Genomic DNA, 20,291 nt, shown 5'->3' with positions numbered 1-20,291 from the left:
TGCGAGTGTAATCAGGCGGCGGCCGGCGTGGGCGGCGGCGCGGGTGGCGCAGGCGGCGTGGGCGGTGCCTGAGTCACCTCGCCCGACGCGGACGCCGGATAGGCCGCGGGGTCGAGCACCCGCATCTCGGCCTCGATCCAGGCCTGCACTTCCTTCATCAGTTCGGCCGGCGCGCGACCGGTGCTGGGGATCATCGGGCCGATGGAGACATCGATCGTGCCAGGTTTCAACAGGAAGCTCTTGCGCGGCCAGCAGGTCGCGGAGTTCATCGCGATCGGCACCACCGGCACGCCGGTCTCGACCGCCAGGCGCGAGCCGCCGGTCTTGTAATCGCCGGCCTTGCCGCGCGCCACGCGCGTGCCTTCCGGGAACATGATGATCCAGTGGCCCAGCGCCGCGATCCGCTTGCCCTGCGCGGCCACCTTGTTCCAGGCCTCGCTGCGCTTGCTGCGATCGATGTGGATCATGTCGAGTCGCGCCATCGACCAGCCGAAGAACGGGATGTAGATCAGCTCCCGCTTGAACACGTAGGCCAGCGGCCGCGGCATCAGCATCGGGTAGGCGAAGGTCTCCCAGGTCGACTGGTGCTTGGACAGCAGGATCACCGACTGCTTCGGGTCGGTGGGCAGGTGCTCCATGCCGCGGACGCGCCAGTGCACGCCGCAGATGAGCTTGGCCCCCCAGATCGCGACGCGCAGCCAGTTGGCACACATCCAGTACAGCTGGGTGCTGTTCAGGAACAGCGAGCAGAGCACCACCGCGCTGCCCCAGGGGACGACGGTGACGATGAGGTAGAGGACGAAGAGGAAGGAACGCAGCGCAACGAGCATCAGCCCAGGTCTCCAGGAGCGGTATCGGGTTCGGCGGACTCGCCCCGCGACTCGGCGCGGGCGCGGCGTTCCGCGTGGATGAGGGTTTCGGCGAAGGCCGCCAGGTCCTGGTGCACGCGCGAGCCGGGCACGAGCGCGATCTGCTCCTGCAGCTGCGCTTCCTCGACGCCGGCGAGCCGGTCGCCGCGCACCAGGTGCGGCACGCAGCCGGCGTTGCGCGCGGTCTGCAGGTCGCGCACGCTGGCGCCGACCATGTGGACGTTCTTCAGGTCCACGCCGAAGCGTTCGCCGATCTGTTCGATCAGGCCCGGCAGCGGCTTGCGGCAGTTGCAGTTGTCTTCCGGCGCGTGCGGGCAGAAGAACGCGGCATCGAGCCGACCGCCCTTCTCCGCCAGCAGCTGGTTGAGCCGCAGGTGGACGGCATTCAGCGAGGCCATGTCGATCAGCCCGCGGCCGATGCCGGGCTGGTTCGTGGCCATGACGGTGTGCCAGCCGGCGTGGTTCAGCCGCGCGACGGCCTCGAGCGCGCCGGGCAGCGGCTCGAGTTCCTCGGGCGACTTCACGTGGTCGTCGCGGTAGCGGTTGATCGTGCCGTCGCGGCCCAGGATCACCAGCTTCATGCCGTGCGGATGGTCGGACCGGGTAGGCATCGGGGTCTCCAGTGAACTGCGTTTGGACGACGACGGGGCGACGAGGGGCGACGACGGGGAACGATCAGCCGCCGCTCAGACGGCCAGGCGCGACAGGTCGGCCACGCGGTTCATCGCCTCGTGCAGCTGCTTGAGCAGCGCCTGGCGGTTGGCGCGCAAGGCCGGGTCCTCGGCGTTGACCATGACGTCGTCGAAGAACGCATCGACCGGCGCCTTCAGCGCGGCCAGCGCCTTCAGCGAACCGGCGTAGTCGTGCTGCTCGAACAGCGCGTCGGCCTGCGGCTTCACGCCGGCCAGCGCGTCGGCGAGCGCCTTCTCGGCGGCCTCGGTCAGCAGCGCGGGGGTCACTTCGGTCGGGAGCTCGCCCTCGACCTTCTTGAGGATGTTGCCCACGCGCTTGTTGGCCGCGGCCAGCGAGGCCGATTCCGGCAGCGCCGCGAAGGCGCGCACGGCGCCCAGGCGCTTGGGCACGTCGCCCAGGCGGGCCGGGTTCAGCGCCAGCACCGCGTCGACTTCCTGGGCGCTGTAGCCCTGGTCGCGCAGGCTGACCGCCAGGCGGTCGGCGAAGAAGCCCAGCAGCGGCTCGCTCGGGTCCTGGATCAGCTCGCCGAATGCGGGCAGCGCGCCCTCGATCAGTTCGGGCAGCGACAGGTGCATGTGGTTCTCGACCAGGATGCGGATCACGCCCAGCGCATGGCGGCGCAGCGCGAACGGGTCCTTGTCGCCGGTGGGCAGCTGGCCAATGCCGAACAGGCCGACCAGCGTCTCCAGCTTGTCGGCCAGCGCGACGACGGTGCCGGTGTGGTTGCGCGGCAGCGCATCGCCGGCGAAGCGCGGCTTGTAGTGGTCCTCGATGGCCTTGGCGACGCCGTCGCGCAGGCCTTCATGGCGCGCGTAGTAGCCACCCATGATGCCTTGCAGCTCGGGGAACTCGCCGACCATGTCGGTCAGCAGGTCGGTCTTGGCCAGCAGCGCGGCTTCCTTGACCTTGCTGTCGAGCATGTCGAACTCGTCCTTGGCTTCCGCCGTGTACGGGTGCTGGGCCATGCGCAGCTGGTTGACGATCGTGTGCGCGATCGCGCGCACGCGCTCGGCCCGGTCGCCCTGGCTGCCGAGCTTGCCGTGGTACACGACCTTGCCCAGGCCCTCGACGCGCGAGGCGAGCGTCTTCTTGCGGTCCTGGTCGAAGAAGAACTTCGCGTCGGCCAGGCGGGGGCGCACGACGCGCTCGTTGCCCTCGACGACCTTGGAGGCGTCGTCCGGATGCACGTTGCTGACGACCAGGAAGCGGTGCGTCAGCTTGCCGTGGCCGTCCAGCAGCGGGAAGTACTTCTGGTTGGCCTTCATCGTCAGGATGAGGCATTCCTGCGGCACGGCCAGGAACTCGGGCTCGAACTGGCACGAGAGCACGTTGGGCAGCTCGACCAGCGCGGTCACTTCGTCCAGCAGCTCGGGCGCGTCGATCGGCGTCAGGCCCAGCGGCTCGGCCTGCGCCTGCAGCTGACGCACGATGTCGTTGCGGCGCTGCTCGAAGGACGCGATGACGCGGCCTTCCTCGCGCAGCTGCTGCTCGTAGGTGTCGGCGCTCTTGATCGAGATCTCGGCCACCTGGGTCTCAAAGCGGTGGCCGCGCGTCATGCGGCCGGAAGTCAGGCCGAGCGCGCTGATCTCGACGAGCTCGTCGCCATGCAGCGCGATCAGGCCGTGGGCGGGGCGGACGAACTTGACGTCGCTCCAGCCGTCGGCCAGTTGATAGGTCATGACCTTGGGGATCGGCAGCTTCGCGAGCGCCTCATCCAGCGCCTTCTGCAGGCCGTCCTTCAGCGTGACGCCGGCGACGACGGTGTCCAGGAACAGCGCCTCGGCCTTGCCGTCCGGCGCGCGCTTCAGGCTGGGGACGGCCGACGCGTCCGCGCCGACCGAAGCCAGCTTCTTCAGCAGCGCGGGCGTCGCGTTGCCCGACGCATCCAGCGCCACCGCCACCGGCATCAGCTTCTGCTGCACGGCGCGGTCGGCGGCCTTGGCGCCGACACCGGTCAGGTGCACGGCCAGGCGGCGCGGCGTCGCGAAGGCGGTCACGGCGGAGCCGGCCTCGGCCAGGCCCTGCGCCTTCAGCGAGTCGGTCAGCGCCGTCGAGAACGCCTCGCCGAGCTTCTTCAGCGCCTTGGGCGGCAGTTCCTCGACAAACAGTTCGACGAGAAGATTCTTCGTGGTCATGCTGGGGGGTTCCTCGTCGTCAGGCGGCGGTCTTCTTGTCCGAAGCCTTGTCGGCAGCCTTTTCAGACTTGGCGGCCGCCTCGGCGCTCTTCTTCTCGATCTGCGCGATCACCTCGTCGGCCCAGTCCTTGGGCGCCATCGGGAAGCCGAGCCGCGCACGGCTCTCCAGATAGCTCTGCGCCACGGCGCGGGCGAGGTTGCGGATGCGGCCGATGTAGGCGGCGCGCTCGGTCACGCTGATCGCGCCGCGCGCGTCCAGCAGGTTGAAGGTGTGGGCGGCCTTGAGCAGCTGCTCGTAGGCGGGCAGCGCCAGGTGCGCGTCCATCAGGTCCTTGGACTTGCGCTCATATGCGCCGAAGGCGTTCAGCAGGAAGTCGACGTCGCTGTGCTCGAAGTTGTAGGTCGACTGCTCGACCTCGTTCTGATGGAACACGTCGCCGTAGGTGAGGCCGTCGGTGTAGACCAGGTCGTACACGGACTCCTTGCCCTGCAGGTACATCGCCAGGCGCTCGAGGCCGTAGGTGATCTCGCCGGTGATCGGCTTGCAGTCGATGCCGCCGACCTGCTGGAAGTAGGTGAACTGCGTCACCTCCATGCCGTTGAGCCAGACCTCCCAGCCCAGGCCCCAGCAGCCGAGCGTCGGGTTCTCCCAGTCGTCCTCGACGAAGCGGACGTCGTTCTTCTTCAGGTCGAAGCCGAGCGCCTCCAGCGAGCCGAGGTAGAGCTCCAGGATGTTGGCCGGCGCGGGCTTGAGCACGACCTGGAACTGGTAATAGTGCTGCAGGCGGTTCGGGTTCTCGCCGTAGCGGCCGTCCTTGGGGCGGCGGCTGGGCTGGACGTAGGCGGCCTTCCAGGGCTCGGGACCGAGCGCGCGCAGGAAGGTCGCGGTGTGGCTGGTGCCGGCGCCGACTTCCATGTCGTAGGGCTGCAGCAGGGCACAGCCTTGCTGGGACCAGTATTCCTGCAGGCGGAGGATCAGTTGCTGGAAAGTCAGCATAGGGACGTCGGGCCGTCGGCGGGCGTTGGAGAAAACCGACCGATTCTATGTGCGCCTCGTGCCGCGCACCGGCGTCCCGTCTCGGGGACGCGGACCCCGTTCAGGCCAGGCGCGCCGACGCGGGACGGCGACGGCCCAGCACCGGCAGCACGCCGAGCGCGGCCAGCGCCCACAACGGCCACAGCCCGAGCAGCGCCAGCCAGCGCGCATACGGCGTGACGCCGCTGCGGCCGTCGACGCTCACTTCCAGCACGCCGGCCTGCTCCGCCGGCAGCCGCGCGAGCACGCGCCCGCGGTGGTCGACATGCGCGGTCGCGCCGGTGTTGGTCGCGCGCACGATCGGGCGCTGGAACTCCAGCGCCCGCATCTGCGAGAACTGCAGGTGCTGGTCCTGCACCATGCGCGGCCCGAACCACGCCAGGTTGCTGACGTTGACGAGCACCGTCGCGGCCGGCTCGCCGCTGTCGAGCGCGCTGGCGACGACGTCCTCGCCGAACAGATCCTCGTAGCAGATCAGCGGCCGCAGGCGCTGTCCCGCGAAGGGCAGCGCGCCCTCGTGCGTGCCGCTGGCCTGATCGTCCAGCGGGATGTCCATCGCCTTGACGAACCAGTGGAAGCCCGGCGGGATGAACTCGCCGAAGGGCAGCAGATGACGCTTGCCGTAGTCGTAGCGCCGCGCGAAGCCCACGCCCACCAGCGAGTTGACGAAGCCGTCCGTCGAGTTGCCCAGGAAGGTGCCGAGCAGCAGCGGACGCGTCTCGGCGCCGCGGCGCAGGCGCTCGACGTGGTCCTCGTCGAGGAAGGCCAGCGGCACCGGCAGCACCGACTCCGGCGTGATCACGACCTGACCCCGGGCGGCGTCGATCAGCGCGATCAGCTGGTCCAGGTTCTGGTCGAAACGCTCGCGATCGAACTTCTGGTCCTGCGGAATGTTGGGCTGCACCAGCGAGACGGCCAGCGTGCCGGTGGACCGCGTGAAGTCCTGCGGCAGGAACTGTCCCGCGCCGATGGCGACGACGAGTGCGGCCAGCAGCGCCCAGCGCCGCAGCGCCAGCGCCGCCGCCACGAGCGCCGCCAGCGCCGTGATGCCGTAGACGCCCAGGTAGGGCGCGAACGCGGCCAGCGGACCCTGCGCATGCGCGTAGCCGCTGGCGATCCACGGGAAGCCGGTGAGGAAGGTGGCGCGGACGAGTTCCGCCCCCAGCCACAGCCCGGCGAAGGCCAGCGCGCGCCGCCACGGCGCGGCGCCCGCCGACCAGCGCGCGGCCAGGCCCATGCCGGCGGCGTAGTAGGTCGACAGGAACAGCGCCAGCGCCAGCACCGCGAGCGCGGACACGGCCGCGGGCAGATGCCCGAAGTCGTGCATGCTGATGTAGAGCCACCACAGCCCGGAGGCCAGCCAGCCGACGCCGAACAGCGCGCCGGTCAGCGCGGCGCGGCGCGGCTTGGCACCGTCGCAGGCCGCGATCAGCCAGGCGAGCGCCAGCGGCTGCAGCCACCACGCCGGACTGGGCGAGAACGAGGCCGTGTGCAGCACGCCGGCGACGAGCGCCAGCGCGGGATGGCACAGCCACGCGCGCCATCCCTGGCGGGCGGGGCGTTCGAATCCGTCGGCCCCGCGGGAGCCGTCGAAGCGAGATCCGCGGCGCATCAGCCGCTGTGGTCGTCGGCCTCGGAAGCCGGCGCGCGGGTCACCTTGAACCAGCGCACGGCGCCGCCGCGGTTGATCATCACCGAGAAGCGCAGCCCGGCGACCTCGACGGTCTCGCCGCGCCGCGGCACGCGGCCGGTGCTCGTGCGCGACCAGGCCGCCGATGGTGTCGAAGTCGGCCACCGACAGCGACAGCCCGAAGGACTCGTTGACCGCGGCCACGTCGGCGTCGCCGGCGACGCGGTAGCTGCCGTCGGCCAGCGTGTAGATGCCGGCATCGCCGTCGCCGACGTCGAATTCGTCCTCGATCTCGCCCACGATCTCCTCGAGCACGTCCTCGATGGTGATCAGGCCCGCCGTGTTGCCGAATTCGTCGATGACGATGGCCAGGTGATTGCGGTTGGAACGGAAATCGCGCAGCAGTTCGTTCAGGCCCTTGCTCTCGGGCACGAAAACTGCCGGGCGCAGCAAGGCGCGCAGGTTCAGTTCCGGCGCGCGCTGGAGCTTGAGCAGGTCCTTGGCCAGCAGGATGCCGATGATGTTGTCGCGCTGGCCGTCGTACACCGGGAAACGCGAGTGGCCGGTGTCGATGACGTAGGCCAGCAGTTCGTCGGCGGAAGACTGGATGTCCAGCAGGTCCATCCGCGGCGCGGCGACCATCACGTCGCCGGCGCTGAGTTCGGCCATCCGCAGGACGCCCTCGAGCATCTGGCGCGATTCGGGCGCGATCAGGTCGCGCTCCTCCGCTTCGGCGAAGTTCTCGATCAGCTCGCTGGTCGAGTCGGGCCCGGGGTGCAGGAATTCGAGGACGCGTTCGAGCAGGCCGCGTTGTTCATTGCCACGCCCGCCATGTTTGGCGGGCCGACTAGGCTGAGGTTCAGACACTGGGGTGTGTGCCGTCGTTGAAGAGGCGCCAGAATAACCGATTGACATTGACATTCGCTTGAAACACAGTCATCCGCCCTCAGTTGCCGGGCCCAGGCTTCCCTTACAGATTGGTCTTCACCATGTCGTCCGTCCCTGATACCGCCGCACAGGCTTCCACAACGAGTCCGGCGGGCAGTGCCGCCACGGGCCTCATCCCCGCCACCATCCTCACGGGCTTCCTGGGCTCGGGCAAGACCACGCTGCTCAAGCGCGTGCTGACCGAGGCGCACGGCCAGAAGATCGCCGTCATCGAGAACGAGTTCGGCGAGGAGAACATCGACAACGACATCCTCGTCAGCGAGACCCAGGAGCAGATCATCCAGCTGAGCAACGGCTGCGTCTGCTGCACCATCCGCGAGGATCTGCGCACCACGCTGGCCGATCTGGCCGCGAAACGGCGCAAGGGCGAGCTCGATTTCGAGCGCGTCGTCATCGAGACCACCGGCCTGGCCGATCCGGGCCCGGTCGCGCAGACCTTCTTCATGGACGACGAGATCGCGGAGACCTTCCTGCTCGACTCGATCCTGACGCTAGTGGACGTCAAGCACGCCAACGACCAGCTCGACACGCGCCAGGAAGCACGCCGCCAGGTGGGCTTCGCCGACCAGATCTTCCTGAGCAAGACCGACCTGGTCGACGCCGCGGCGGTCGACGCGCTGTCGCACCGCCTCAAGCACATGAACCCGCGCGCGCCGCAGTCCAAGGTCCATTTCGGCGAGGTGCCGATCAAGGACGTCTTCGACCTGCGCGGCTTCAACCTGAACGCCAAGCTGGAGATCGATCCGGAGTTCCTGGCCGTGGACGATCACGGGCATGACCACGGGCATGACCACGGACACGACCACGGCCATGACCACGGTCATTCGCACGATCACGGCCACGATCACGGCCACGAAGGCCACGACCACGCCCCCGGCGAAGCCTGCGACCATCCGCACCACCATCACCACGACGACGACGTCAAGTCCTTCGTCTTCCGCTCGGAACGGCCGTTCAATCCGGCCAAGCTGGAGGACTTCCTTGGCGCGATCGTGCAGGTGTATGGCCCGAAGATGCTGCGCTACAAGGGCGTGCTGAACATGAACGGCACCGACAAGAAGGTCATCTTCCAGGGCGTGCACCAGCTGATGGGCTCGGATCTCGGTCCGAAGTGGCTGCCCGATGAAAAGAAGGTCAGCAAGATGGTGTTCATCGGTATCGATTTGCCGAAGGACATCCTCATGCAGGGGCTGGAAGGGTGTCTGGCTTAGTGCCACACTGACCGATGGCTCAAGGCCATCGCTGGGACGTCGGCGGAGGTGGCTACAATCCGCCGCGCCCGAACCAGGCCCCTGCGCCAACGGCGGGAAGCCCCGGCTTCTCATGTCGAGCAGGTATAAAGAGCCGCTAGGAGAGTGAACGTGAGCAAGACCCCGGCCTCCAAGACCGCTGCGACCAAGACTCCCTCGAAGGCGTCCAAGGCCGCGGCGGAGGACAAGTCCGCCGTGGCGGACGCCCCCGACAGCACGGTCTCACTGCTGGACAGCCCCGTCCGGCCCTCGACCCCGACATCAACGAACCAGAACAGCCGACCTGCCGTGAAAGCCGATCCCAAACTCTCCTCTGCCTGGAAAACCAAGGCCGGTGCCGAACTGTCCGATGCCGAAGTGCTCGCGATGCCCGACACCGAATACATGAACGACAAGCAGGTCGACTTCTTCCGCGCCAAGCTGACGCAGTTGAAGGAAGACATCCTGTCCAACGCCGGCGAGACGACCGAGCACCTGCGCGAGGACACGTCCATCGTCCCCGATCCGGCCGACCGCGCCACGATCGAGGAAGAGCACGCGCTGGAGCTGCGCACCCGCGACCGCGAGCGCAAGCTGCTCAAGAAGATCATGCAGTCGCTGACGCGCCTGGACAGCGGCGAGTACGGCTACTGCGACGAGACCGGCGAGCCGATCGGCCTGGGCCGCCTGATCGCCCGTCCGACCGCCACGCTGTCGCTCGAGGCGCAGCAGCGCCGCGAGCTGAAGCAGAAGATGTTCGGCGACTGAGTCGCCCGGGCTTCGCCCGCCAAGCCACAGGAAGAACCGCCAACACTGCGCATTACCGCGCAACACTGCGAAGAGCAAGGTCCGCTAGAGCATGTCCGACCCCAAAGACGGCACCAAAGAAGGCGAGAGCTTCTTCCGCAAGGTGGCGCGCTTCGTCGCCAATCCGACGACCGACTGGGCGGAGATCAACTCGCGCCAGGACGATCCCGAGGCCGACGCCGCGAAGGCCGAGCTGCGGGCGATGGTGGAGCGCAAGCGCCGCAACGACTTCGTGCGCAAGCGCGAACTCGACATGCTGCGCAAGATCCGCCGTGAAGGCCTGACGCCCGAGCAACTGGCCGCCCTGGGTGGTCATGCGACCTCGGGCATCGACGAACTGGGCCGCATCAGCGAGATCCAGGGCGTGCGGCGCGACGACGGCACCGTGAAGGCCAAGATCGACCAGATCGAGCAGCAGATGGTCGGCGAGGGCTTCGTCCCGCCGCAGATCCAGGGGCAGCATCCGCCCGGCTTCTTCGAGACCAGCACGCGTCCGATCAACTTCGCGGCGACGCAGCCGGCGGACCAGATCGGCGCGCGCGTCTCCGACCATGCGCCGCGCGCCGACATCGAACGCCTGGACCTGACGCCCGCGCCGGCCGCGGCGTCGATGGGCGGCGGCATCGCGCCGCCGGCACCGGCCGGCGCTCCGGCGCCGATCCCCGAGCTGAAGAAGGAGATCCCGACGCTGAGCTTCCACGTCGCGGATCCGCAGGTCGAGGTCAGCGAGGTCGTCCACGACGCCGAGCTGGACGAGGCGGTCATCGCCTTCGCCAATGCCGACTACGAGCATTGCGAGCGCAGCCTGATCGACCTGACCCGCGAGGGCGGCGCGCGTCACGAGCACCCCGAGACCTGGCTGGTGCTGTTCGACCTCTACCGGGCGACCGGCCAGCAGGGCAAGTTCGAGAATCTGGCCAACGACTACGCGCAGCAGTTCGGGCTGTCGTCGCCGCAATGGTTCTCGCTGCCCAAGCTGGTGGCCGAGGCGGTGCAGGCGGAACGCGCCCCGCGCGGCCGCGCGAGCAGCGTGTCGTGGACCACGCCGGAGTACCTGGACACCGAGGCCGTGACGCAGATGCGCACGCGCTGCGAGAACCTGCCGATGCCCTGGGTGATCGACTGGGCGCCGCTGCGCCAGATCGACATCGAGGCCTGCGCCAAGCTGCGCGACCTGTTCCGTGCCTGGGCGCAACAGGCGCTGGACCTGCGCTGGCTGTCCGGCGACCACTTCTTCCAGGTGCTGCGGGACCAGGCGCCGGTGGGCAGCCGCGACGCGGATCCCATCCTCTGGATGCTGCGGCTCGAAGCGCTGCGCCTGGCCAATCGCCCGGACCAGTTCGACGAGGTCGCGATCGACTACTGCGTGACCTACGAGGTCTCCCCGCCGAGCTGGGAAAAGGCGCTGTGCCACGTCCGCATCAGCGGCAACGCGCTGTCGACCAGTTCGCCGTCGTCCATCCAACCGGCGGCGATGGACACCGGCATCGCCTTCCTCGAGTCGACGATGACCGACGCGGTCAACACGGCGGCGCTGATGGAACTGTCCGGCCAGCTCAGCGGCGACATCAGCGAGACGCTGGCGCTGATGACCGAGCAGCTGGGCGGCGCGTCGCTGGTGACGATCGCCTGCCCGAAGCTGATCCGCCTGGACTTCATGGCCGCGGGTGACCTGCTGAACTGGGTCCTGGCCCGCCGCAGCGAGAACCGCGCGGTGCAGTTCAGCGATGCGCACCGGCTGGTCGCGCTGTTCTTCGGCGCGATGGGCATCAACGAACACGCGCGGGTCAAGGTCCGGCACGTCTGAGGCGACGCGGCCGTCCTGGCCGTCCTGGCCGTCCTGGCCGTCCTGGCGGTTTCACACTTCGCGACCTTCGCGACAACGGGGCTTCTGGCCCCGTTGTGCTTTCGGATGTCCGATCATCGACCTCGTCAACCGGCTTTCGCACACGCGGCGCCGCAGCCTTTTCCTCACCGTCTCCTCACCTTGTGATTTCCGCGAGGGAACCCACGTGAGGTCTTCACGACGTTCAAGACGTTTGGATCGCCCATGTCTCAAGACCATTCCTCCCCGCTCCCGCCGTACCACGGCACCACCATCGTCAGCGTGCGCCGCGGCAACCAGGTCGCGATCGGCGGCGACGGTCAGGTCACGCTGGGCACCATCGTCGTCAAGTCGACGGCGCGCAAGGTGCGCAAGCTCCACAAGAACCAGGTGCTGGCCGGCTTCGCCGGCGCGACGGCGGACGCGTTCACGCTCTTCGAGCGCTTCGAGGCCAAGCTCGAGAAGTACGAGGGCAACCTCGTGCGCGCGGCCGTGGAGCTGACGCGGGACTGGCGCACCGACCGCGTGCTGCGGCGGCTGGAGGCGATGCTGGCGGTGGCCGATCGCACGGCCTCGCTGATCATCACCGGCAACGGCGACGTGCTGGAACCGGAGCAAGGCATCGTCGCCATCGGCAGCGGCGGCGCGTATGCGCAGGCGGCGGCCAAGGCGCTGCTCAACCACAGCGAGCTGAGCGCGGTGGACATCGTCAAGCAGTCGCTGGTCATTGCCGGCGAGATCTGCATCTACACCAACGGCAATCACACGATCGAGGTCCTCGAATGAACAGCCACGCGGCGCCGGGCCGCCCCAAGCAAGTGGCCATCCCCTCGGGGGATCGGTCGATGTACTCATCGAACGAGGGGCTCCAATGAGCAGCAGCATGACCCCGCAGGAAATCGTCTCCGAACTCGATCGGCACATCGTCGGTCAGGCCGATGCGAAGCGCGCCGTCGCGATCGCGCTGCGCAACCGCTGGCGTCGCCAGCAGGTGGACGAGAAGCTGCGCGGCGAGATCACGCCCAAGAACATCCTGATGATCGGCCCGACCGGCGTCGGCAAGACCGAGATCGCGCGCCGCCTGGCCAAGCTGGCGGATGCCCCCTTCATCAAGGTCGAGGCGACGAAGTTCACCGAGGTCGGTTACGTCGGCAAGGACGTGGACAGCATCGTGCGGGACCTGGTCGACATCGCCGTCAAGCAGGAGCGCGAGCGCCAGATGCGCTTCCAGCGCGCGCGGGCCGAGGACGCCGCCGAAGAGCGCATCCTGGACGTGCTGGTCCCCCCGCCGCGATCCTCGACCGGCTTCGCCCCTTCGGCGACGGAGAGCGGCGGCGTGGACAACACCGCGCGCCAGGTCATGCGCAAGCGCCTGCGTGAAGGCTCGATGGACGACAAGGAGATCGAGATCGCGCTGATCGAGGCCAAGCCCTCCATGGAGATCCTCGGGCCGCAGGGCATGGAGGAGATGGCCGAGCAGCTCAAGGGCCTGTTCTCGCAGATGGGGCAGGAGAAGAAGACCACGCGCAAGCTCAAGATCGCCGAGGCCCGCAAGCTGCTGGTCGAGGAAGAGGCCGGCAAGCTCGTCAACGAGGACGAGATCAAGACCGCCGCGCTGGCCATGGCGCAGGACAACGGCATCGTCTTCATCGACGAGATCGACAAGGTGGCGACCCGCAACGAGCACAGCGGCGGCGCGGACGTGTCGCGCCAGGGCGTGCAGCGCGACCTGCTGCCGCTGGTCGAGGGCACGACGGTGAACACGAAATACGGGATGGTGAAGACCGACCACATCCTGTTCATCGCTTCGGGCGCGTTCCACCTGAGCAAGCCCAGCGACCTGATCCCCGAGCTGCAAGGCCGCTTCCCGATCCGGGTGGAGCTGAAGTCGCTGTCGGTGGGCGACTTCGAAGCGATCCTCTCGAGCACGCACGCGAGCCTGGTGAAGCAGTACCAGGCCTTGCTGGCGACGGAAGGCCTGACGCTGGAGCTCAGCGCCGACGGCATCCGCCGGCTGGCGCAGATCGCCTACGAGGTCAATGAGCGCACCGAGAACATCGGCGCGCGCCGCCTGGCGACGGTGCTGGAGCGGCTGCTGGACGACATCAGCTTCGACGCGCACAAGCACGCCGGCAAGACGGTGACGATCGACGGCGCGCAGGTCGACGAGAAGCTGGGCGCGCTGGCGCAGGATGAGGATCTGAGCAGATTCATCTTGTAAGGCAACGCCTGCCTCCCAAATGCCGGGCCTAGCCCGGCTTTTTTTTGTCGCTTTTGCGAGCGCAAATCCGTTTCTATGTAGAACAGTGTCCGATGCAGCAAGAGAGTGGCAACGAACGCTCAAGTGCCAGAGAAACAGAATCAGACAGAGGGAGGCGAGATGCAATTTGTGATCAACGGGCCGGATGTTCCGGAAGAACTTATCCAGGCTCAAGAAGAGGGTCGAGTCGTGTTCTTCTGCGGCGCCGGGATCTCCTATCCGGCGGGTTTGCCGCTGTTTAGGGGACTGGTGGAACAGATCTTCGACAAGACTGGCATGTCGATGAATCATCTTGAACGAGGAGCGTTTGACAGATCCCAGTTCGACGTAACGTTGGACCTTTTAGAGCGGCGACATCAAGGCGGGCGGCTGGCGGTACGAAGAGCGATGGTCGAGTCTCTTCAACCTCGATTGAGACGCACAGGCGCGACGACCACGCATGAGGCTCTGCTCAGCCTTGCGCGAGATAGGAGTGGCGCGCTACGACTCGTCACCACCAATTTCGACCGAATCTTCGAAACCGTGGCCAGTCGACAGCGGCGAAGGCACAGCGTCTATTCAGCACCGTCCCTACCGATCCCCAAGAACTCGCGGTGGGACGGGCTTGTCTACCTGCACGGTCTGCAGCCGATCATCGACGATGCTCATGCGCTCAACCGCTTGGTGGTGACCAGCGGGGATTTTGGCCTGGCCTATTTGATCGAAAGGTGGGCCGCACGTTTCGTGACTGAACTGTTCCGAAATTATGTCGTTTGCTTTGTGGGCTACAGCATCAACGATCCAGTGCTGCGCTACATGATGGACGCACTCGCGGCCGACCGCATGTTGGGGGAGATCACTCCACAGGCCTATGCCTTTGGCTCATTCGAAGACGATAACAAACGAGCCGTGGAAGATGAGTGGCGTGCGAAGGGTGTCGAGCCAGTCCTCTACCAAGTGAGCAAAGATGCTCGTGGGTCGAAAGATCACTCTGCAATGCCGCGCACACTGGATGCGTGGTCGAAAACCTATCAGGCAGGTTCACTGGGGAAAGAAGCCATCGTCGCAGAGCATGCTTCTGCCAATCCCTCAGAGAGCACGCCGCAAGACGATTTCGTTGGTCGCATGCTTTGGGCTCTCGCACATTCCGATGGTCTCCCAGCCAAACGTTTTGCCGAGATGACGCCTTCCCCCCCGCTTCGATGGCTCAAGGCATTTTCGGATCGTCGATTTCGCCACTCAGACCTCGTCAGATTTGGCGTCACCCCAAATCCCGAATCTGACGCGAAGTTGCGCTTTAGCCTCTTACAACGCCCTTCCCCGTACACCCATTCACCGTGGATGGCACTGTGCTCACAGCTTTCACAGGTCCACATCCTCGATCCAGTGATGCACCAAGTGTCGCGCTGGCTACTGCGGCATCTGGGCGACCCAGAACTACTACTCTGGCTCGTAGAGACTGGCATCGTCCCACACCCAGGCTTCAAGTCGAGCGTCGAGTCGGATATCGCGGCGGTTGAAAAGCTTGAAGCCGCAGGCGACGAAGTCACAATCACTGCGCTGCTCGAGCGTTCTCCGAGCGCAATTCCAAGTCCCACTCTACGGACGCTCTGGCGGGATGTATCTGCAGTGGTCGGCTAAAAGCGACGAACCACTATCAAGACCTGCATGGATGGATTGAGCGAGCCAAAGTGCTTGGGCCAACGGGTTCAGTACGAGCAGAACTTCGCCACCTTCTGGAACCTCGACTCGAAGTACGTCGATCATGGCGACTCGACTCTGCTCCTTCAATTGAACTCGGCAACGAACGGCAACGAGTTCAACTCGTGCTTGATTGGGAGCCCGCGTTGGCGGCCGATCATGTTCAGTCGCTTTTGTCTGATAGGGAGCGTGACCCAGGGATCATCGATCTCCTAGCTGCGCTCGTACCCGACTTGGAGCAGCTGCTTCGCGAGGCCGTTGAACTACAGATTGAAATTGGAGATGCCACCACTACTTCTGATCGATCGTTTTGGGATCTCCCTTCGGTCGAACCACACCATCAGAATCGCGGTTTCCGTGAGTGGGTAATCCTCATAGAGCTCTTGCGCGACGGATGGCTTCGAATTAACGAACAGGATGTCGAGCGCGCGGCTCTCATTGCTCGCGGATGGTTCTCTGTCGGCTATGCGAGCTTTAAGCGCTTGGCCCTTTTCGCAGCGAGTCAACCGGCAACGATTGCCTCCTCAGAATGGGTTGATTGGTTGTTACGAGACGGTGGAGGCACGTTGTGGTCAGCAGAGACCCAGCGGGAAGTTCTACGCCTGCTCGTGCTCCGCGGAAACTCGCTGGACAAGCGAACTCAAGCTCGACTAGAAGGCTCGCTGGTCATTAAGAGTGCGATGGCAACGTTGTCCAACGCGGCAGCTCAGAAGCAGAAGCAACTCGTAGCGGAGCACGCTGTTTGGCTTCGCCTCGCAAAGTTGGCTTCGGTTGGCGTAGTGCTCGGCAAGGGCGCGGCGACACGATTGAAGCGCATCACGGCTAAGCACCCGGACTGGGAGCTTGCGGACAACCTATCAGATGAGTTTTCTCATTGGATGACAGGGTCCGGTGAAGACGACTTTGAACAGCTCCGCGAGATTGTGTCAGCGCCTCGAAGGCGTCACGAGATCGTTGCATGGATCAAGCAGGACTCATCATCGACTCAAGGACTCTTTTATGAAGACACGTGGCGAGACACCTGCAGATCTCGGTTCTTCCACACTGCAATGGCCCTTGGAGATCTAAGCAAAGAGAACATCTGGCCTGCCGAACGCTGGAAGGAAGCCCTTCAGGCCTGGTCTGAACCTGGACTTGCCTCGAAAGCTTGGCATTGGGTCTCCGGATTGATTGCCGCGATGCCCGACGCTGCGTTCAACGTTGTAGCCAGGAATGTCTCGTATTGGATTCAGACGATTGGTTCTGCGGTCACTGATGACGACGAGAACTTCTTTCTCTTGTGCGATCGGATTCTTGACGGCGAGTACGCCGAGGCTGTCGACACGGATGCGCCGGTGACACGCGCAATCAATCATCCAATAGGTCATGTCACACAGGGGCTGCTCAATCACTGGTTCAGTCGCAACCCGGGCGACGGAGAGGGGCTCCCATCGAACTCGAGAGTTCGATTCGATCGTCTGTTCGAGTCGTCGCGACCGCAGAACCGGCATGGCCGCGTCGTACTGGCTTCGCGCTTGATCGCCCTATTCCGTATAGACCGAGATTGGACAACTTCATTTTTACTCCCCTTATTTAATTGGGAGTCAGATCCGGAAGAGGCGAAGGCGGCTTGGGAAGGATTCCTTTGGTCTCCTCGTCTCTACATGCCGCTTCTCCTGGAAATGAAGCCCTATTTACTTCAAACACCTTCTCATTTCCAGAGATTGGGAGAGCATTCAGAGCAGTTCGCCGCCTTCCTGACGTACCTCGCCATCGGTCCAGCCCAACCGACAGAAGGTTTCAGTAGAGACGAACTCCGTCAAGCAATGGCAAGCCTCCCGCAAGATGGCCTCCATCGAGCAGCGGCTACGCTGGCGCGCGCACAAGAGGGCGCTGGTGAACGACGGGAAGAGTACTGGCAGACTCGAATACTTCCAGTCTGGATGCACATTTGGCCGAAAGATAGGAGATACGCCTCCCAGGCAATTGGCAATCACATTGCCAGCCTGATCATTGCCGCGGGTGAAAAGTTTCCGGAGGCACTCCGCGTCACCCATGACTGGCTAGCTCCGCTCGATCAGCCTCACTTCGCGCTCCGCAAGTTGCGCCAATCTGGACTGCCCACGCGCTTTCCAACTGAGTCTCTACAGCTCGCTGACATCCTGGTGAAATCACTCCAATGGGACGCAAGAGATCTCAAGCAGTGCTTGGAATCCATCGCAGCTGCAAGGCCTTCCCTCTCGGATGACTCTCGATTTATCCGCCTTCTAGACGTCAGTCGTGTAATTTCTCGCTAGCGACATTTACGGCACTCCGTCTGATAAATCAATTTCGTCAACGAGTTCGGCGCATCAGCGCGCCCTGGCTGACGGCGATGCTGGAGCGGCGGCCGCGCAACTTCAGTTTCAACGCGCACAAGCGCGCTTGGCACTGCGGCCGGTGACGGACAAGGCCGCGCACTGCAGGCCCGGCGGGATTTCCGTAGACTCCGCCGATCCGCAGTGCCGCGGCCACAAGGAGTTCCATGTTCGACGTCACCACCCTGGCGACCTTCGTCGTCATCGTCCTCGGTCTCTTCCTGATCCCCGGCCCGGCGGTGCTGCTCGTGCTGAGCCGCACCGTGCAAGGCGGTCGCAAGGTGGGCGTGATGACCGGCCTCGGCGTGGCCACCGGCGACTTCGTCCACACCCTGTTCGCCGCGGTCGGGCTCTCGGCCCTGTTGATGACCTCGGCGCTCGCGTTCAACGTGGTGAAGTACGTCGGCGCCGCCTATCTGGTCTACCTCGGCGTCCGGGCCTTCCTGTCCAAACCCTCTGATCCCTCGCTGCCGACCCTGGCGCCGATCAGCCCGCTGCGCGCCTATCTGGAAGCGATCCCGGCGGAAGTCCTCAACCCCAAGACGGCACTGTTCTTCCTAGCGTTCATGCCGCAGTTCGTGCATCCGGAGAAGGGCTCGAGCTTTGTGCAGTTCGCGGTCCTGGGCGCGATCTTCGTCGTCATGAGCAGCCTCTACACGACGGCCGTCGCGCTGTCGATCAAGCCGCTCGGACGCTTGCTCAAGCGGGTGGCCTGGCTCAGCCGCTGGCAGGGCAAGATCATCGGGACGATCTTCGTGTCGCTGGGGCTCAAGGTCGCGGTGCAGCAGCGCTGATGCCACCGCGTCAGCGCTGTTCTCGATTCATGTCCTGACACGGGCTGGACGTAGAGAATGGCGTCCATGAACGCCGTTCCGACCACCGACATCTCCGTCATCCCCGAATCCGCCCGGACCGAGATTCACGCCCGGCTTCGGGCGGCCGAATCCGAGCACCAGGTCCGCGTGCTGCTGGCCATCGAGTCCGGCAGTCGCGCCTGGGGTTTCGCGTCGCCGAACAGCGATTTCGACGCGCGCTTCATCTACGCGAACCGGACGGACTGGTACCTGTCGGTCGGCCTGGAAGAACAGCGCGACGTCATCGAGTACCCGATCGTCGATGAGATGGACATCAACGGCTGGGACCTGCGCAAGGCCCTTCGGCTGTTCCGAAGCTCCAATCCGGGCTTCGTCGAGTGGATCCAGTCGCCGATCGTCTACGAGAGCAGTACGAGCTTCCACCCGCGGGCGCGCGAGCTGCTGCCGATCGTGTACTCGACCGTGCGCGGCATCCATCACTACCGCAGCATGGCCAAGACCAACTTCCGCGGCTACCTGCAGGCCGATGAAGTGCCGCTGAAAAAGTACTTCTACGTGCTGCGACCGCTGCTCTCGGTCCGCTGGCTGGAACGCCACCAGCAGCCCGCGCCGATCGAATTCCATCGGCTCCTCGAGACCATCGCCGACGAGCCAGGCTTGCCGGCGGCGATCGACGATCTGCTGGCGCTCAAGCGCCACACGCCGGAGCTCGGCCTGTCGCCGCAGGTCGTTCCCATCCAGCGCTTCATCGAGCGGGAGCTGGCGCGGGTCGAAGGTCTGGAGCTTCCGGCCAAGGATCGACCCGAAGTGGAGCCGCTGTTGTCCGAACTGTTCCGCGACGTGCTGCGGGAATGCTGGGAGCCAGCGTGATCGGCGACTTCGTCGCCGGCTCCTGAGCGCGCGCTTCAGCCCCGCTTCGCGGGCGCCTTGGCAGCCGTTGTCCGACCTTTCGCCTTTCCCAGCGCCGACGTCGCCGTCACCCGCGCCTTCGCCGGCGCGCGTTGAGCCTCGACTTCCCGGATCACCTCGATGAACGCTCGCAGCGCCGCGGGCATCAGGCGACTGCTGGGGTAGTAGAGGTGATGGCCGGGGATCGGCGGCGTCCAGTCGTCGAGCACCGTCACCAGGCGGCCAGCGGCGATCTCCGCTTCGGCCTTCGTCGACCAGACGTACGCGAGGCCCATCCCCTTCGCCGAGGCCTCGACCATCAGCCCGATGTGATCGAGCGTCAGCGAGCCCGGCACGTCGACCTTCAGCGACTGCCGCTGGCGCTCGAACTCCCAGCGGTACATCTTTCCACTCGGCAGGCGGAAGCGGAGGCAGCGGTGCTCCGCGAGCGCGTCCGGCGTGCGCGGCGTGCCGTGCTTCGCGAGATAGTCCGGCGAAGCGACCACGATGAATCGCACGTCGCCGCCGAAAGGCACCGCCACCATGTCCTGCGGCAGCGCCTCGCCGAGCCGCACGCCCGCGTCGAAGCCTTCGGCGACGATGTCGACCAGCTTGCCCTCGGTGACCAGGTCCAGCTGCACGTCCGGATGGCGTCCGACGAACGTCGGCACGATGTCCCGCATCAACTCGCCGGCCGCGATCTCGGAGACGTTGATCCTCAGCCGGCCCGACGTGCGCCCGCTCAGCGAGCCCAGGTCGCCCAGCGCGTTGTCCAGCTCCGCCAGGATCGGCCCGACGTCGCGCGCGAGCTGCTGGCCGGCATCGGTCGGCGCCACGCTGCGCGTCGTGCGATTGAAGAGGCGCACGCCGAGCCGCTCCTCCAAACCCCGCACCAGATGGCTCAGGCTGGACGGCGACATCCCCAGCTCATCCGCCGCCGCGCGGAAGGATTGATGGCGGACGATCGCCAGGAAGGCGGTCAGCTCCGCGAGGCTGGGACGCTCAGTCACGGGGACCGTCCGAACGCTTATTCATGAAGATTCGCCACTAGCTCGTTTCAATTCCTGAGCATAGACGCATCAATCGCCGGTTCCTAGAGTTCGTTCCATACCGCGACGCCATCGACCAGGCGGCGGGAGA

Annotated in this window: 15 protein-coding genes and 1 pseudogene; 9 read left to right on the top strand and 7 right to left on the bottom strand. The window is 65.7% G+C overall.

Going from position 1 to position 20,291, the window contains the following annotated elements; genetic code table 11:
• Positions 1–11: 11 nt before the first annotated feature.
• The 6 genes and pseudogenes from ACFJIX_RS10865 to ACFJIX_RS10840 all read right to left on the bottom strand — a co-directional run bounded on the left by ACFJIX_RS10865 (position 12) and on the right by ACFJIX_RS10840 (position 7,230).
• A complete protein-coding gene (locus ACFJIX_RS10865) occupies positions 12–830 on the bottom strand; it encodes a lysophospholipid acyltransferase family protein (RefSeq protein ID WP_377159863.1) in 819 nt (272 codons plus the stop codon).
• The gene (gmhB, locus tag ACFJIX_RS10860) at positions 830–1,480 is read right to left on the bottom strand and encodes a D-glycero-beta-D-manno-heptose 1,7-bisphosphate 7-phosphatase (RefSeq protein ID WP_377159861.1); all 651 of its coding nucleotides are present in this window, start codon (positions 1,478–1,480) and stop codon (positions 830–832) included. The genes ACFJIX_RS10865 and gmhB overlap by 1 nt, the downstream gene beginning before the upstream one ends.
• Positions 1,481–1,555: 75 nt before the next feature.
• Entirely contained in the window at positions 1,556–3,697 is a 2,142-nt protein-coding gene (glyS, locus tag ACFJIX_RS10855) for a glycine--tRNA ligase subunit beta (protein ID WP_377159859.1), read from the bottom strand.
• A gap of 19 nt (positions 3,698–3,716) precedes the next feature.
• On the bottom strand, positions 3,717–4,694 hold the full coding sequence (gene glyQ, locus ACFJIX_RS10850; RefSeq protein WP_377159857.1) for a glycine--tRNA ligase subunit alpha: 978 nt from the start codon (positions 4,692–4,694) through the stop codon (positions 3,717–3,719).
• A 100-nt stretch (positions 4,695–4,794) separates the two neighbouring features.
• Positions 4,795–6,345 carry an apolipoprotein N-acyltransferase gene (gene lnt, locus ACFJIX_RS10845; protein WP_377159855.1) on the bottom strand — a complete coding sequence of 517 codons (1,551 nt, stop codon included), beginning with the start codon at positions 6,343–6,345 and terminating at the stop codon, positions 4,795–4,797.
• Positions 6,345–7,230: pseudogene (locus ACFJIX_RS10840) on the bottom strand (HlyC/CorC family transporter). The gene lnt and the pseudogene ACFJIX_RS10840 overlap by 1 nt, the downstream one beginning before the upstream one ends.
• Positions 7,231–7,352: 122 nt before the next feature.
• Here ACFJIX_RS10840 and ACFJIX_RS10835 point away from each other — a divergent pair.
• The 9 genes from ACFJIX_RS10835 to ACFJIX_RS10795 all read left to right on the top strand — a co-directional run bounded on the left by ACFJIX_RS10835 (position 7,353) and on the right by ACFJIX_RS10795 (position 19,133).
• The gene (locus ACFJIX_RS10835) at positions 7,353–8,522 is read left to right on the top strand and encodes a CobW family GTP-binding protein (RefSeq protein WP_377159853.1); all 1,170 of its coding nucleotides are present in this window, start codon (positions 7,353–7,355) and stop codon (positions 8,520–8,522) included.
• A 150-nt stretch (positions 8,523–8,672) separates the two neighbouring features.
• Positions 8,673–9,308, top strand: coding sequence for an RNA polymerase-binding protein DksA (dksA, locus tag ACFJIX_RS10830; protein ID WP_377159851.1), 636 nt, complete (start codon positions 8,673–8,675; stop codon positions 9,306–9,308).
• 91 nt (positions 9,309–9,399) lie between these two features.
• Positions 9,400–11,154 carry a hypothetical protein gene (locus tag ACFJIX_RS10825; RefSeq protein ID WP_377159849.1) on the top strand — a complete coding sequence of 585 codons (1,755 nt, stop codon included), beginning with the start codon at positions 9,400–9,402 and terminating at the stop codon, positions 11,152–11,154.
• Positions 11,155–11,397: 243 nt separating this feature from the next.
• A complete protein-coding gene (gene hslV, locus ACFJIX_RS10820; RefSeq protein ID WP_297525322.1) occupies positions 11,398–11,958 on the top strand; it encodes an ATP-dependent protease subunit HslV in 561 nt (186 codons plus the stop codon).
• 85 nt (positions 11,959–12,043) lie between these two features.
• The gene (gene hslU / locus ACFJIX_RS10815) at positions 12,044–13,393 is read left to right on the top strand and encodes an ATP-dependent protease ATPase subunit HslU (protein ID WP_377159847.1); all 1,350 of its coding nucleotides are present in this window, start codon (positions 12,044–12,046) and stop codon (positions 13,391–13,393) included.
• A gap of 159 nt (positions 13,394–13,552) precedes the next feature.
• Entirely contained in the window at positions 13,553–15,052 is a 1,500-nt protein-coding gene (locus ACFJIX_RS10810; RefSeq protein ID WP_377159845.1) for an SIR2 family protein, read from the top strand.
• 293 nt (positions 15,053–15,345) lie between these two features.
• The gene (locus ACFJIX_RS10805; protein ID WP_377159843.1) at positions 15,346–17,388 is read left to right on the top strand and encodes a hypothetical protein; all 2,043 of its coding nucleotides are present in this window, start codon (positions 15,346–15,348) and stop codon (positions 17,386–17,388) included.
• A gap of 227 nt (positions 17,389–17,615) precedes the next feature.
• Entirely contained in the window at positions 17,616–18,242 is a 627-nt protein-coding gene (locus ACFJIX_RS10800) for a LysE family translocator (RefSeq protein ID WP_377159841.1), read from the top strand.
• 66 nt (positions 18,243–18,308) lie between these two features.
• Positions 18,309–19,133 (top strand): DNA polymerase beta superfamily protein, encoded by an 825-nt coding sequence (locus ACFJIX_RS10795; protein WP_377159839.1) that lies wholly within the window; start codon positions 18,309–18,311, stop codon positions 19,131–19,133.
• A 35-nt stretch (positions 19,134–19,168) separates the two neighbouring features.
• Here the strand turns inward: ACFJIX_RS10795 and ACFJIX_RS10790 are convergent, their stop codons facing one another.
• A complete protein-coding gene (locus ACFJIX_RS10790; protein WP_377159837.1) occupies positions 19,169–20,161 on the bottom strand; it encodes a LysR family transcriptional regulator in 993 nt (330 codons plus the stop codon).
• Positions 20,162–20,291: the final 130 nt, after the last annotated feature.

The organism is Roseateles sp. UC29_93 (assembly GCF_042695725.1).
Classification (GTDB): domain Bacteria; phylum Pseudomonadota; class Gammaproteobacteria; order Burkholderiales; family Burkholderiaceae_C; genus Roseateles; species Roseateles noduli_A.
This window is presented reverse-complemented; position numbering and strand designations above follow the sequence as displayed.

Excerpts from the sequence above, each read along its gene's own strand:
- ACFJIX_RS10800 (WP_377159841.1), top strand. The coding sequence starts at position 17,616 with ATGTTCGACGTCACCACCCTGGCGACCTTCGTCGTCATCGTCCTCGGT.
- glyQ (WP_377159857.1), bottom strand. The coding sequence starts at position 4,694 with ATGCTGACTTTCCAGCAACTGATCCTCCGCCTGCAGGAATACTGGTCC.
- lnt (WP_377159855.1), bottom strand. The coding sequence starts at position 6,345 with ATGCGCCGCGGATCTCGCTTCGACGGCTCCCGCGGGGCCGACGGATTC.
- ACFJIX_RS10835 (WP_377159853.1), top strand. The coding sequence starts at position 7,353 with ATGTCGTCCGTCCCTGATACCGCCGCACAGGCTTCCACAACGAGTCCG.
- ACFJIX_RS10810 (WP_377159845.1), top strand. The coding sequence starts at position 13,553 with ATGCAATTTGTGATCAACGGGCCGGATGTTCCGGAAGAACTTATCCAG.
- gmhB (WP_377159861.1), bottom strand. The coding sequence starts at position 1,480 with ATGCCTACCCGGTCCGACCATCCGCACGGCATGAAGCTGGTGATCCTG.
- hslV (WP_297525322.1), top strand. The coding sequence starts at position 11,398 with ATGTCTCAAGACCATTCCTCCCCGCTCCCGCCGTACCACGGCACCACC.
- hslU (WP_377159847.1), top strand. The coding sequence starts at position 12,044 with ATGAGCAGCAGCATGACCCCGCAGGAAATCGTCTCCGAACTCGATCGG.
- glyS (WP_377159859.1), bottom strand. The coding sequence starts at position 3,697 with ATGACCACGAAGAATCTTCTCGTCGAACTGTTTGTCGAGGAACTGCCG.
- ACFJIX_RS10795 (WP_377159839.1), top strand. The coding sequence starts at position 18,309 with ATGAACGCCGTTCCGACCACCGACATCTCCGTCATCCCCGAATCCGCC.
- ACFJIX_RS10825 (WP_377159849.1), top strand. The coding sequence starts at position 9,400 with ATGTCCGACCCCAAAGACGGCACCAAAGAAGGCGAGAGCTTCTTCCGC.
- ACFJIX_RS10865 (WP_377159863.1), bottom strand. The coding sequence starts at position 830 with ATGCTCGTTGCGCTGCGTTCCTTCCTCTTCGTCCTCTACCTCATCGTC.